The sequence below is a fragment of the Avibacterium sp. 21-595 genome (assembly GCF_023611905.1).
In the GTDB taxonomy this organism is placed as follows: Bacteria; Pseudomonadota; Gammaproteobacteria; order Enterobacterales; family Pasteurellaceae; genus Avibacterium.
In genome coordinates, this window is sequence record NZ_CP091455.1 from 166,090 (window position 1) to 178,134 (window position 12,045).

The 12,045-nt window shown below is 45.1% G+C and carries 14 protein-coding genes; 7 read left to right on the plus strand and 7 right to left on the minus strand.

What is annotated here, in order from left to right; all coding sequences use genetic code 11:
- Window positions 1-41: 41 nt before the first annotated feature.
- The 6 genes from L4F92_RS00705 to trxA all read right to left on the minus strand — a co-directional run bounded on the left by L4F92_RS00705 (window position 42) and on the right by trxA (window position 4,117).
- Window positions 42-353 carry an ArsR/SmtB family transcription factor gene (locus tag L4F92_RS00705; RefSeq protein WP_250363845.1) on the minus strand — a complete coding sequence of 104 codons (312 nt, stop codon included), beginning with the start codon at window positions 351-353 and terminating at the stop codon, window positions 42-44.
- 480 nt (window positions 354-833) lie between these two features.
- Complete coding sequence (locus tag L4F92_RS00710; protein ID WP_250363846.1) at window positions 834-1,619, minus strand: SDR family NAD(P)-dependent oxidoreductase; 786 nt, start codon at window positions 1,617-1,619, stop codon at window positions 834-836.
- Between the two features lie 216 nt (window positions 1,620-1,835).
- The gene (locus L4F92_RS00715) at window positions 1,836-2,156 is read right to left on the minus strand and encodes a thioredoxin family protein (RefSeq protein WP_250363847.1); all 321 of its coding nucleotides are present in this window, start codon (window positions 2,154-2,156) and stop codon (window positions 1,836-1,838) included.
- Window positions 2,153-3,139, minus strand: a complete 987-nt coding sequence (locus tag L4F92_RS00720) for an NAD(P)H-dependent flavin oxidoreductase (RefSeq protein ID WP_250363848.1) — start codon at window positions 3,137-3,139, stop codon at window positions 2,153-2,155. The genes L4F92_RS00715 and L4F92_RS00720 overlap by 4 nt, the downstream gene beginning before the upstream one ends.
- Before the next feature lie 110 nt (window positions 3,140-3,249).
- The gene (locus L4F92_RS00725; protein WP_250351315.1) at window positions 3,250-3,792 is read right to left on the minus strand and encodes an OsmC family protein; all 543 of its coding nucleotides are present in this window, start codon (window positions 3,790-3,792) and stop codon (window positions 3,250-3,252) included.
- 10 nt (window positions 3,793-3,802) lie between these two features.
- On the minus strand, window positions 3,803-4,117 hold the full coding sequence (trxA, locus tag L4F92_RS00730) for a thioredoxin (protein WP_250351316.1): 315 nt from the start codon (window positions 4,115-4,117) through the stop codon (window positions 3,803-3,805).
- A gap of 173 nt (window positions 4,118-4,290) precedes the next feature.
- Here trxA and L4F92_RS00735 point away from each other — a divergent pair, with 173 nt between their 5' ends.
- Both L4F92_RS00735 and L4F92_RS00740 read left to right on the plus strand, forming a co-directional pair.
- The gene (locus L4F92_RS00735) at window positions 4,291-5,202 is read left to right on the plus strand and encodes an AraC family transcriptional regulator (protein WP_250363849.1); all 912 of its coding nucleotides are present in this window, start codon (window positions 4,291-4,293) and stop codon (window positions 5,200-5,202) included.
- Window positions 5,203-5,592: 390 nt separating this feature from the next.
- Window positions 5,593-6,720: an alpha/beta hydrolase gene (locus tag L4F92_RS00740; RefSeq protein ID WP_250363850.1), complete on the plus strand. Its 1,128-nt coding sequence runs from the start codon at window positions 5,593-5,595 to the stop codon at window positions 6,718-6,720.
- 37 nt (window positions 6,721-6,757) lie between these two features.
- Here L4F92_RS00740 and L4F92_RS00745 read toward each other — a convergent pair whose 3' ends face one another.
- Window positions 6,758-8,074: an MFS transporter gene (locus tag L4F92_RS00745; protein WP_250363851.1), complete on the minus strand. Its 1,317-nt coding sequence runs from the start codon at window positions 8,072-8,074 to the stop codon at window positions 6,758-6,760.
- Between the two features lie 303 nt (window positions 8,075-8,377).
- Here L4F92_RS00745 and L4F92_RS00750 point away from each other — a divergent pair, with 303 nt between their 5' ends.
- The 5 genes from L4F92_RS00750 (at window position 8,378) to L4F92_RS00765 (ending at window position 12,008) form a co-directional block, all read left to right on the plus strand.
- Window positions 8,378-9,013, plus strand: coding sequence for a helix-turn-helix domain-containing protein (locus L4F92_RS00750; RefSeq protein ID WP_250363852.1), 636 nt, complete (start codon window positions 8,378-8,380; stop codon window positions 9,011-9,013).
- A 201-nt stretch (window positions 9,014-9,214) separates the two neighbouring features.
- The gene (locus tag L4F92_RS11105; RefSeq protein WP_442778849.1) at window positions 9,215-9,580 is read left to right on the plus strand and encodes a transposase; all 366 of its coding nucleotides are present in this window, start codon (window positions 9,215-9,217) and stop codon (window positions 9,578-9,580) included.
- A gap of 289 nt (window positions 9,581-9,869) precedes the next feature.
- Complete coding sequence (locus tag L4F92_RS00755; protein WP_250363853.1) at window positions 9,870-10,025, plus strand: hypothetical protein; 156 nt, start codon at window positions 9,870-9,872, stop codon at window positions 10,023-10,025.
- A gap of 56 nt (window positions 10,026-10,081) precedes the next feature.
- On the plus strand, window positions 10,082-10,606 hold the full coding sequence (locus L4F92_RS00760) for a nuclease-related domain-containing protein (protein ID WP_250363854.1): 525 nt from the start codon (window positions 10,082-10,084) through the stop codon (window positions 10,604-10,606).
- Window positions 10,539-12,008 carry a UvrD-helicase domain-containing protein gene (locus L4F92_RS00765; RefSeq protein WP_250363855.1) on the plus strand — a complete coding sequence of 490 codons (1,470 nt, stop codon included), beginning with the start codon at window positions 10,539-10,541 and terminating at the stop codon, window positions 12,006-12,008. The genes L4F92_RS00760 and L4F92_RS00765 overlap by 68 nt, the downstream gene beginning before the upstream one ends.
- The last annotated feature ends 37 nt before the right edge of the window (window positions 12,009-12,045 follow it).

The window sequence follows — 12,045 nt, forward strand, 5'->3', positions numbered from 1 at the left end:
TATTAGGTTGTAAAAACGCCCCGTAAAGGGCGGTTAAATGCTTACAAAACTTGCTGTAACTGATTTAAAAACTGTGCGGCGGCGTTAGCATCATAGCGGTAATACGTCCATTTGCCTTCACGTTTCATGGTCAGCAATCCTGCTTGTTTTAAGCTGTTTAAATAAGCAGAAACCACTGATTGTGCCAAACCGCTTTTGATGACCACCGCCTGCACGCAGACACCGCCTTCGGCATTGATGGCTTCAGCGGAAAATTCGGCAGAGGTGAAATGTGCGTGCGGTGATTTGAGCCATTGCAGCATTTGCAGGCGGCCTTCGTTGGCAAGCACTTTAAGGGTATCGGTAATCGGCATAGTGTTGTCTGATTAGTTAGTTGATGGGGAATATTATATCTATAAAAATAGATTTGTAAATATGTTTTTTGGAGGATCGTTTTGTTTGATAATTAGCCTTTATATTCCTATGCAACATCATTAGCGACATAACCCCAAAGTCTATCTACCACCCGCAAATCAGCCAACAAATCAAAGCTGTGCAGGCAGTGATTGATTTTTTGATGAGAAAGTTTATTGATAAGATGCGTACGATATAGAAATGCTTTACTGAAAGTTTAGGATATTCAAGTAGACTTTTATTCAATCAAAACACAAGATTTCCACCCAAGCCAGTAGAAAAATCATTCAAAAATCAAAACAAAAACCCATCAAATCAGGCTAAAAACCTTGAAGATTTTTGACCGCACTTTTAATCCCCTTTTTCCAATAAAAACGCTGCCTGAAAATCCTAAAACTTTCAGGCAGCTTTTTGCTGCAAAGGGCGGTTTGTGGGGCTTGCTATACGTCATCACGGCGTGTCATGGCACCGCCGTCCACATTCCAAATGCTGCCTGTAACCCAGCTTGCTTGGTCGGAGAGCAGGAAAACAGCTGTAGCCGCAACATCTTCTACCGTACCGTTGCGTCCTAAGGCGTGGTATTTTTTGAAGTTTTCTAGGGTGTCTTTTACCTGTTCGCCGCTTGCAAAGCGTTCAAAAATGCGGGTTTCAATGATGCCGATCGGCAGGGCATTGACGCGGATACCGTATTCGGCAAGTTCGGCGGCGGCGTTTTTGGTGAGTGCCTCAAGCCCCCATTTGGCCATGGAGTAGGCCGCCATCGGTGTGGATTTGATGGGCAAGTGCGATAAGGCGGCGGTGATGTTCACGATTGAGCCTGCTTTTTTGTTGTCAATCATCAGTTTGGCAACCGCTTGGGTGATGAAAAAGGTGGCTTTGTTGATGCCTAGATAGCCGTCATACTGGGCTTCATCGGTTTCCAAGAAGCGGTTGGGGAAGTACACGCCTGCACTATTGACCAATAAATCTATGTCGCTGTGTTCGGCGTTGAGCTTGGCTATCAATGCTTGCACGCTTGTCATTGAGAGCAGGTTGGCGGTTAAGGCACTGACTTTTTCTTGTCCGTAGCGTTCGGCTAGGGTTTGACGGGCGGTTTCGGCTTTGTCGGGATTATTGCCTAAAATAACGGCTTTGCCACCCTGTGCCAAAATGGCTTCAGCAATGGCAAGTCCTACGCCGCTCGTGCCGCCAACGACCAATAATTTGCGGTTTTCAAAGTTTTTCATGGGTTTTTCCTCTTGAGGTAAGTGATGTTTGGTAGATGCTTTATCTGCGTTAGGGTCAAATCTAGTCATTTAACTTCAAACGAATACAGCGTTGAAGGCTCCCTCATGTACTGCCTGTAGACTTCGTTCGCCTTCGCCTTGTCTTCGTGTGAATTTAAGCGACTATAATAACGTTTTTCTGCTATCTTGATTTTCCCAAAAGAAGCTTTTTCTTGCCTAATTTGATAAATCTTGGCAGCTGCTAAGTTTTGCCTCAAAGTCATTTAGGCGGATAAAATGTGCCTGCCGTAAGATTTCTTTTTGCTTCCAAAAAAGCAGCAGCGTGGGGGCAGTAAAGACCAAAAACCGCCCTGCAAGGCTTGGCAGCTGTGCGATGTCTGCTTCTATGACGGCAAGCTTCCCACGTTCGGCAAAGCTTTTGAGCTTGTGATGCAAGACGCTGCACACGCCGCATTTTGGGGCAGTGATATAAACAAGACTTAAATCATGGTCTGTGATATGACGCTCAGCTTCGGCAAGGCTTGTGGCTTTTTTCATGTATTCTGCCATGAGAGCATATCGGCCATCGCCTCTGCCACGCTTTTAATGCGGTGGATATGGCCAACGCCTAAGCCAAAGCTGCCCCAACCGCTGTCAAGGTCGCCTTGCATCATGCCTGTGCCAAATCCTGATAAACCTGCCAGACGCTGGCTGATTTCGGCATCATCTGCACCGTTTAGGGATTTTTCGGCAAGTTCTTTGGCCAGTTTGCCAGCGGTTGAGCGGACAAAGCTTGGCGGCGCCCGAAAGAGCAAGAGATCGGTCGGCTGGCTATCTATGAGTGCTTGTTTGACCTTGGGGTGGGCTGGGTTTTCGTGGGTTGCCAGCAGGGCGGTGCCAACAAAGATGCCTTCTGCACCCAAGGCAAAGGCGGCTTTGGCGGTTCGTGCATCGGCAATACCGCCTGCTGCCAGCACGGGGGCTTGACGCACGGCATCGGCAATCATGGGCACAATGGCAAAGGTGCCAATGGCACGTTCTGGCATCAATCCGCCTTCATCAAAGCCTGTGGCAACGATGATGTCGGCACCTGCCTCTTCTGCCTGACGGGTGTTTTGGACGGTTGGGGTGATGGCCCGATAGAGAATTTTGATGCCTGCCTGTTTGAGTTCGGCAAAGATTTCAGGCAGCACCGTGCCTTCGCCCATGCCCATCCACACCACGGCATGAACGCCTTCTTCTTTGATGACGTTGAGAATGGGGCGTGTCCATGGGTCTTTGGCTTGGTCGGCATTGGGGGCGAGGTTGACGCCAAAGGGCTTGTTGGTCAAGGCTTTGGTTTTGCGGATTTCTTGACGCATACGTTCTGCCGTCTCTTCGGGGCTTGTGGTCAAGGTGGTTTGTCCTGCGTTGGGCCCAAGCACGCCCAGTCCGCCTGCGTTGCTGACGGCGGCGACAAATTCGGCATTGGTTACCCAAGACATCGGGGCTTGGATAAAGGGTTTTTCAATATTAAGCAGCGATACAATACGGTTTGACATGATTTTCCTTAAAAAAATATGAGGTTCATGCAATAAAGGCTCACACAATAAAAGTTAAAAAGCCATCGGCAAAGAAAGCCAAAGCCAAGCTCAGGCTTTCTTTATTGTCCTTACACCGAGCGGTTAATCACGTTAACGGGATTGACCAGCGTGTCATACACGGGCGAATGATTGGCGATTTCATCAACCAAGGCATCAAGCTTTTCTTTATCGGTATTTGGGCTTTCTAGGTGAATATCCACACGGATTTGGCTTGCACCGCTGCGAACGTCTTTAAACTTCAAAAAGCCATTTAAATCAAAATCCACGCTAAGCTTTAAATCAATACGGCTTAATTCAATGCCCTTGCCAGCGGCAAGCAGCGTAAGGGTTGCGGTATAACAGCCTGCCAACGCCTGCAAAACGTACTCCATCGGGCTTAAGGCACGGTCTTCGCCCAGCACTGCCTGCGGTTCATCGCCAAGCGTGATGAATTTATTCACACGGCTGTTATCGGCAACACCGCCTTGCACCGTGATGCCTGTTGCGGTTTTTACGCCAACACCGCCGTTTGATTCACTGCTCATGTGCAGGGTAAATTCGCCAAGTTTGGCATCGTTTTGAATACGGGCGGCAAGCTCGTTAATTTTTGTAACATCAGCAAAAGGGGTCATCATGTTCTCCTTAAAGTTCTTTATCAATCAATTGGGCAAGGGCAGATTTGGGCATCGCACCTGCGTGGCGTGCTGTCATTTGCCCTGCTTTAAAAGTCATCAGCGTTGGGATATTGCGAATGCCATATTGGGCAGAAAGCTTAGGATTGTCATCAACATTGACCTTCACCACCTTGGCCTTGCCTGCGTAATCCTCTGCCAATTCATCAAGCAAAGGGGCAATCATTTGGCAAGGCGGACACCAATCGGCATAAAAATCAACCAGCACGGGCGTGTTTGCATTTAACACTTCGTCAGAAAAGGTCTTGTCTGTGGCATAAATCATAAAAAATACTCCGTTTAAAAAGTTTTGATGTTGAAAAGCTTTCATGTTGAAAAGCTTTGATGGCGTTATTATCGGTTAAACCCTGCCGCCATATTTGCCAAAACGAAGCCAATTCTTGCCTAATTTGACAAATTCCCTTAAAATTACCCTAAAAACATTTAGGGAGCCGCATCATGTATCAAGACCCATGGGAAAAACTTGCCAGCCTCATCAAACGCTTCACCCAGAAAGAAGGCAGCTTTTCTGACACCACCCTGCCCGCCTTAAATCTCTGCCGCCGCAACCACCGCACCCACCCTGTGCCCTGCATCTATCCGCTTAGCCTGTTTGTGGTCGTGCAAGGCGTGCAGCACGTCAATTTTGGCAACGAAATCATGCAGCTTGCCCAAGGCGATGCCGCATTGACCACCCTTGATTTGCCTGTGGTATCGCACGTTTTGCAGGCAAGCCAAAGCACGCCCTACCTCAGCTTAAGAATTGAGCTTGATGTGATGCTCTTGCGTGAACTTGCCGAACAGACCGACTGGCAGACCAAGCAATCAAGCCTTTCGGACAGCCTGTCGGTCGCCCCGATTGATGAGGGATTGCTTGATGCGGTGGTGCGTTACACCGCTCTGCTTGACGAACCCAAATGGCAGCCGCACCTTGCCCCCTTGATTGAACGTGAAATCGCCTTACGCCTCTTAAACGGCGTGCATCAGCCCATGCTAAAACGGCTCTTGATGCAAGGCAGTGCCGAACGCAACATTGCCAAAATTATTGCCTATTTTAACGAGCATTACACCCAAAAGACCGACATCAACCAACTGGCAGAACAGGCACACATGAGTCCATCTTCCTTTCGTCAGCACTTTAGAAAGCTGACAGGCGTAAGCCCCCTGCAATACCAAAAGCAGCTTCGCCTCCAGCACGCCAGACGGCTGATGTTTAAAGAAAATCAAGATGCCACCACCGCCGCCTTTGCCGTAGGCTATGAAAGCCCGACCCAATTTAACCGTGAATACGCCCGACTGTTTGGCGAACCGCCCCACCGTGATATACAGCGGCTCAAAGACAATGAAATGCAGTTTGGCAGGATTGTTTAGGATTTTAGGCTGCCTGAAAACTTTAAATAAGGATTTTCAGGCAGCCCAATTAAAAAAAAATACGCTTTTAAATAGCGGTTTGATTCAATAGGAATTTTCACCCGAGTTATTAGAAAAAGGGGTTAAAGATAAAAGCCAAAAATCCATCAAATCAGGATAAAAAACTTGAAGATTTTTGACCGCACTTTTATCCTTTTTCCAATAAAAAGGCTGCCTGAAAATTTAAAATGAGGATTTTCAGACAGCCTCATCTCAATATAATAACCACCCAAACCCATCACCCCCCCCATTACCCCAAAATTTCGATAAACCCTATCCAAAATCAGGGGCTAATCAATGCCCGCTTGCCTTGTTACAATAAAAAAACATCAACATAAACAAGGCAATCCTATGAAAAAATCCCTTATCGTGCTAAGCCTTACCGCTTTCATCGCAGGCGGTGTACAGGCAGCGGCTAAACCCCTATCCATCATTGAACAAGGCAGTTTTGCCACAGGCGGCAGCGTCAAACAAAGCCAAGGGCATTACAACCCACGCCCAGCCATCACGCAAAACACCGACAGCAACAGCTTTCTTGCCGTTTATCAAGCATCGGTTGCCGAAGGCGGGCAGACCTTGCACGGCGACCACGCTGCCGTTTTTTACCAAATTCCCGAAAATCCCAAAGCCCTACCCATCGTCTTTTTGCACGGTGCGGGGCAATCCATGCGGACTTGGCAGACCACGCCAGACGGCCGAGAAGGCTACCAAAATCTCTTTTTGCGGGCAGGCTACCCCGTCTATCTCATTGACCAGCCACGCCGTGGGCAGGCAGGACGTGCCACCGTGGACGGTAGCATTGCCGCCGCACCAGACGATCAATTTTGGTACGCCCAATTTCGCCTTGGCGAATACCCAAACCGCTTTGACGGCATCGCCTTTCCAAAAAGCAAGGCCGCCCTCACGCAATTTTTCCGTCAAATGACCCCAAACACCGCCCCCTTTAACAGCAAAATCATCGCCCAAAGCCTTGCCGCCCTGTTTGACCGCATCGGCAGCGGCATCTTGCTTGCCCACTCGCAAGGCGGCGACCCAGCTTGGCAAACCGCACTTTTATCGGACAAAGTCAAAGCCATCGCCACCTTTGAACCTGGCAACTTCCCCTTTCCCAAAAACGAAACCCCAAGCACGCTAAAAAGTGCCTTTGGCGACGTTACCCCGCAAAGCATCAGCGATGAAGACTTTGCCAAATTCACCCGCCTGCCCATCATCATCTACTACGGCGACAACATTCCTGCCGAAGAAGAAGTTACCAACAGCCAAAGCCAAGACCAATGGCGGATACGCCTTGCCCTTGCCCAAAAATGGATGGACACCGTCAACCGCCACGGCGGCGATGCCACGCTGATTCACCTGCCCAAAATCGGCATAAAAGGCAACACCCACTTCATCATGAGCGACACCAACAACGCCGAAGTCTTCAGTCATCTGCAAAACTGGCTAAAACAAAAAGGGCTTGATTATCGCTCTTTAGACTAAAAGAAAAGGCTACCTGAAAACTTGAAAACCAGCACTTTCAGGCAGCCTTCGTTTTCTCACCTTGCCAAATTTGCACCCACATCAGCACGCCGCTCACTGCAAATAATCCGATTGAAACCATCGGCTGCGACACCGCAAGGGCGGCGAGGGCGCTACCGAATGCGGCGGCGAATTGGGTGGCGAGGCGGCTGAGTAAGCTCGCTTGGGCACGGTGTTCGGCGTTGATGGTGCGGTACAGGGCTGCCATTGGCATAATGCTCAACAGCCCTACGCCACTGCCACGCAAGCTCATTAAAGCCAAGGCTGAAGCGTTATTCAGCGGGAACAATAATGCCAAACTCGACAGCAACACTGCACTAGCGGCAAGGCTTAATAGACGGCGTTCGCCCCAACGCTGGGCAAGGCGTTCCAAATAACGGCGTGCGATCAACGTACCAATGCCGTGTGCTGCCAGCAAGATCCCGATCCAAGCCACATCGTGATGGGCGTTCGTCCACAGGATTGGCAGTAGCAAAATACCGCCGTAGTAATTGAACGCTGCCCAAAACAGCAAACTCAGTTCACGGCGAAAGGCGGAGAGGCAAAGCAAATCGAGGCGTACCAATGCCCGTTCACCTTGACGCTTGGCGTGTATCACAAACAAGCCGCCCAACATCAATCCCACCGCTCCAGCTATCAATGGTTCAGGCTGCCACGCCGCTTGTTGCACGGCATACACCAGCAACACTAAGGCTGGGGCGAGGCACACATACCCCCAGCCATCAAAGTCCCGAGCAGGGTTGGCAGACAAGGCGGGAATCCATCTGCTCCACACCAACGCCCACGCACACAGCGGCACATTTACGGCAAAAATCCAATGCCAACTGCTCACTTTCAACAAGGCGGAAGCCAACAGCGGTGCGGCAATCGGGGCGATCACCGCAGGCACGGCTAAGGCGGTGAGTGCGGGGCGTAATTTTTCAGACGGCATCACCCGAGCGCACAAGGTTTGCAACAGCGGCTGCATCAAACCCGCCGCCACCCCTTGCCCCACACGTGCCGCCAGCAACACCGCAAAACTATTCGCCACCGCCGCCACTGCAGAACTCAAGGCAAACAATAGCAAACACGCACGCCACAAACGCGCCTCGCCCAAGCCTTGCCCCAACGCCGCCGACAACGGCACAGCCGCCACCGCTGCCAACAAATACGCCACCACCAACCATGCTAAAGGGGCAGCAGGAAAACTCACGCCCAACGCAGGCAATGCCGTATTCAATGCTGTTGCATCGGCTAAGGGCAACACAATGCCCAATAACAACGCATTTAAAAAACGTTTTTCGGGCAATGAAAAAATAATCGTTTCAGATGACATAACTCTTCCTCGTCTGTTTGGATATTGTTTGGCACAATGTTTTTAACTGTTTTATCGGCTCAACCAGTCAATGCCAACAATGCTGACTGATTGATTTTTCAAAAAAAATCAGCATAATCCTTTTTTAATTGTTATACTTTCGACAAAATATCAATCATTATCGAATAAATGGCAAAAACACTCGCTCAACCGCTACCCGATACCCCTTACGCACCCAGTGAAGAAATGCCCATTCGTGTGGTACAGAGCCATCATCAACCCCGCACGGCGGTGGCGAGCCATCAACACGCTTGGGGGCAGTTGGTGTATTCCCGACAAGGCGTGATTCGTGTGTTTACGGCGCAGGCGAGTTTCACCGTGCCGCCTGAACGGGCGGTGTGGATTGCCGCCAATGAGCCGCATCGGGTGGACGTGTTGTCTGCCACGCAGGTGTTTACCGCCCATTTGTACCGTGATGTACCCAGCACCGCTCTGAGCGTGCTGCCCTTGTTGCGTGAGGTGTTGATTGCCCTGTCAAAGCCGTCTGAAAAACGGCGTTTCGACTTGTTGTCTGCTTTATTTTGTGAAGAGTTAGAAAACGCACCCGCCTTGCCGTTGGGCGTGCGATTGCCACAAGACAAGCGTTTGCGTCAGCTGTGTGAAGCCGTGTTGCAAACGCCGAGATTAGATATTCCGCTGGCACAATGGGCGCACGATTGTGGGGCAAGCGTAGCAACGGTGCAGCGTTTGTTTAAGCGTGAGCTGGGCTGCCATTTCAACACGTGGCGGCAACAAGCCTTGCTCGCCCGTGCCACCGAACTCGCCGCCCAACAGCTGCCCCTCGCCCATATCGCCCTTGAGCTGGGCTACCGTAGCCAAAGTGCGTTTTCCTTTATGGTGAGCCAATGCACAGGACAAACCGCAAGCACGTATCTTTATCCGAAAGGTAATGAAAATTGAGTGAAAAAATTGCCGCACTTTCTCATTACTTATGTCTTTTATACCCCAAACATATCAGACATAATCAATAGCCGTTAAATATACTTATATATCATATCTTTTATCGTTGGATTATGGCCTCATCTAGCATATTCATTTAATGGAGTAAGACAAGCATTTACCCAGCAACTGACACAGTTTCAAGAAAACAATCGCCCCATTATCTATCTTGATGAAAGTGGCTTTAAAATAAGCGATTATAGACCTTATGCTTATGCCCATAAAAGCCAAAGATGTTATGATATTTATCATTGGCAAGCCAAGAACCAACCCCATGCCATAGGAGCAATCCACAACAACCAATGGTTTGCTGTAGGTCTTTATGAATGTAGTATTAACAGCGATGTGTTTTTATCTTGGGTAGAAAAAGTATTGCTGCCAAAGTTACCTAAAAACAGTGTGATTGTCATGGACAATGCCACCTTTCATAAAAGACAAGACATACAAGACACAATCACAACCAAAGGACATGACATTCTTTGGTTGCCGCCTTACTCACCTGATTTAAATCCCATTGAGCAAGTTTAGAGTTAGATTAAGAGGTTAAGACAAGATTGGCGATTGGAGTGTATTGATAGGTTGTTCTTTTATTTTATGTGGATTTGTGGTAGTTCTTGGGTTGGTATAAACGCAAGAAAATGATGGAAAATACGCTCAATTTATTATTCGTTAAATGGAATGGGTGTTTGATGTATATATTTTAAATTAACAATGCCTGCCACTACAGTTTAAAGCAGGGGTAAACCGCCATACACTTGGGCTAGATGGCACAGAAATCTATGGCGTGGTTGGTGAGTTAACCCCGCGTGGCGAGGTGATGTTCGTCATTGAACGTGTTAGTGGCGAGAAAGTGGAAGTGCCTGTAACTTGCCGACTTGATAGCGACGCTGAAGTTAAGACTTATCAAGTTGGGGGAGTGTTACAGCAATTTGCGGGGAGTTTTTGGGGGATACTTGATTGGTATGTGTTATAGTTGATAGATAAAGTTTTTGTCTGTCAATTATTGATATTAAGGGTTAAGGAATAAAAATGGCTATCATATATCCAAATATAGAAAATATTAAAAAATGGGTTGTGAAACCCACTGATGGTGAATGGTATTTATTAAATTATTTAAAAAATAATTTAGATAATTCCTTTGAAATATTTTTCAATCCATTTTTAGATGGGGATAGACCAGATTTTGTTATTTTAAAGAAAAATGTTGGTGTTTTTGTAATTGAAGTTAAAGATTGGGAGATTAATAACAAAAAATACAAAATAGACTTATTTAATAAATGGTATTTTAATTCAGATATTGGTTATAAGGTTATAAAATCTCCATTTGAGCAAGTCTTTACTTATAAGAAAAATTTTTTTGATATTCATATACCATTATTGGGAATTAGCAGAGTATTTAATCATAATTTTTATAATGTAATTGATGTTTTTGTTTATTTTCATTGTGCAAATAAGCATATTTTTGATAGTTTCTATGAGAAAAATAATGACACATTTAATCAATATGCTTCAGATTATAATAAAAAAAATAAATGTAAATTTCCCTATGGATAAAATAGAATATTATAGAAACAAACAACGAAGAGATAAACACTTAGCAATATTCCAAGAAAATTTAGATAATATTATCAAGAGAGTTAAAGAAAGAAGAGATCACCCATTATTTACTGATGATATATATGATGAATTTAAGCGAAGATTACCTCCTTCTAAATTTATTTTAGAGCAAGGAAAAGTGATTGATTTGGATAAAAAGCAAGAAAAACTTGCTCAAAGCAATGCAGGATTGCAAAAGATTAAAGGTGTAGCAGGTTGTGGAAAAACTGAAGTTTTAATACACCGAGCCGTTAATGCCATTAAAAGAACAAATGCAAATAGTATTTTAATTTTAACTTACAACAATGCTTTGAAGCCGTACATCAGATATAGAGTTTATAATATCTTAAGAAAAGTTAATGAATATAAATTTAATAAAATAGAGCGAGATATATTTGAAATAACCAATTATCATCGTTTTTATATAGCACAAGCCAATAATTTATGTATACATATCCAAACAATGCTTGACAATGGACAAGTTAATGAACACCAATTTAGAAAAAACATTTTTTTACAAAATACTGAAAAATATGAAGTAATTTTAATTGATGAAATTCAAGATTATGAACCAGAATGGATAAAAATAGTCAGAGATAGTTTTTTGTTAGAAAATGGAGAGATGGTTATTTTTGGCGACCAAACTCAAAATATTTATAAACGAGATGTTGGAGCTAGGGAAAGCTCATTGGTACACGGATTTGGCAAATGGCAAAAACTAAATAAGTCTTACCGTTCTTGCTTAAAGTTAATTGATATTTTTTCTAAATTTAAAGAAGAATTCCTAAGAGAATATAAAGAAGAAAATTATGAACATACAGAGCCAAAGCAAGGAACCCTTGATGTTAGTTATGAAACTGTTGTTTATAAAAATATTAATTCTATAGATGGTGCTTGCAATTGCATTAGGGAAATAATTGTTAGCAACAAATTAATCCAAAATGATACTTGTGTATTGGCATCAAAAATCAATATACTACAGCAAATAGAAAGTCAGTTTTCTTATTATGAGAAAACAACAACTACTTTTGAGACTTTATCTGATATTCAAAAAATTGAAAAATCAATTGAAAAAATGCCTGACAAAAAATTACAAGAAAAAGAGAAAAAGTCTAGAATTGGGAATTTAAGAAAGATTAAAAAAGAACATTTTCATATAAATTCTGGCTTAGTCAAATTTTCAACTATTCATAGTTTTAAAGGCTTGGAATTAAAAAATGTATTTGTAATTGTTAATGCAGATGATATTGCCGAGATTGTTTATACAGGGATAACTCGTTCTATTGAAAATTTATTTATCATCTGTATCGGAAATACAAAATATGATGAATTCTTTAAGTCTGTCATAGACAAAAGTTAAGGAGTAACCCAAAAATGTAACCCCCAACTTCAGCTAC

Bases quoted from the DNA above. Each gene is read 5' to 3' on its own strand.
- L4F92_RS00705 (WP_250363845.1), bottom strand. From the start codon at position 353: ATGCCGATTACCGATACCCTTAAAGTGCTTGCCAACGAAGGCCGCCTG.
- L4F92_RS00710 (WP_250363846.1), bottom strand. From the start codon at position 1,619: ATGAAAAACTTTGAAAACCGCAAATTATTGGTCGTTGGCGGCACGAGC.
- L4F92_RS00715 (WP_250363847.1), bottom strand. From the start codon at position 2,156: ATGAAAAAAGCCACAAGCCTTGCCGAAGCTGAGCGTCATATCACAGAC.
- L4F92_RS00720 (WP_250363848.1), bottom strand. From the start codon at position 3,139: ATGTCAAACCGTATTGTATCGCTGCTTAATATTGAAAAACCCTTTATC.
- L4F92_RS00725 (WP_250351315.1), bottom strand. From the start codon at position 3,792: ATGACCCCTTTTGCTGATGTTACAAAAATTAACGAGCTTGCCGCCCGT.
- trxA (WP_250351316.1), bottom strand. From the start codon at position 4,117: ATGATTTATGCCACAGACAAGACCTTTTCTGACGAAGTGTTAAATGCA.
- L4F92_RS00735 (WP_250363849.1), top strand. From the start codon at position 4,291: ATGTATCAAGACCCATGGGAAAAACTTGCCAGCCTCATCAAACGCTTC.
- L4F92_RS00740 (WP_250363850.1), top strand. From the start codon at position 5,593: ATGAAAAAATCCCTTATCGTGCTAAGCCTTACCGCTTTCATCGCAGGC.
- L4F92_RS00745 (WP_250363851.1), bottom strand. From the start codon at position 8,074: ATGTCATCTGAAACGATTATTTTTTCATTGCCCGAAAAACGTTTTTTA.
- L4F92_RS00755 (WP_250363853.1), top strand. From the start codon at position 9,870: ATGTTCGTCATTGAACGTGTTAGTGGCGAGAAAGTGGAAGTGCCTGTA.
- L4F92_RS00760 (WP_250363854.1), top strand. From the start codon at position 10,082: ATGGCTATCATATATCCAAATATAGAAAATATTAAAAAATGGGTTGTG.
- L4F92_RS00765 (WP_250363855.1), top strand. From the start codon at position 10,539: ATGACACATTTAATCAATATGCTTCAGATTATAATAAAAAAAATAAAT.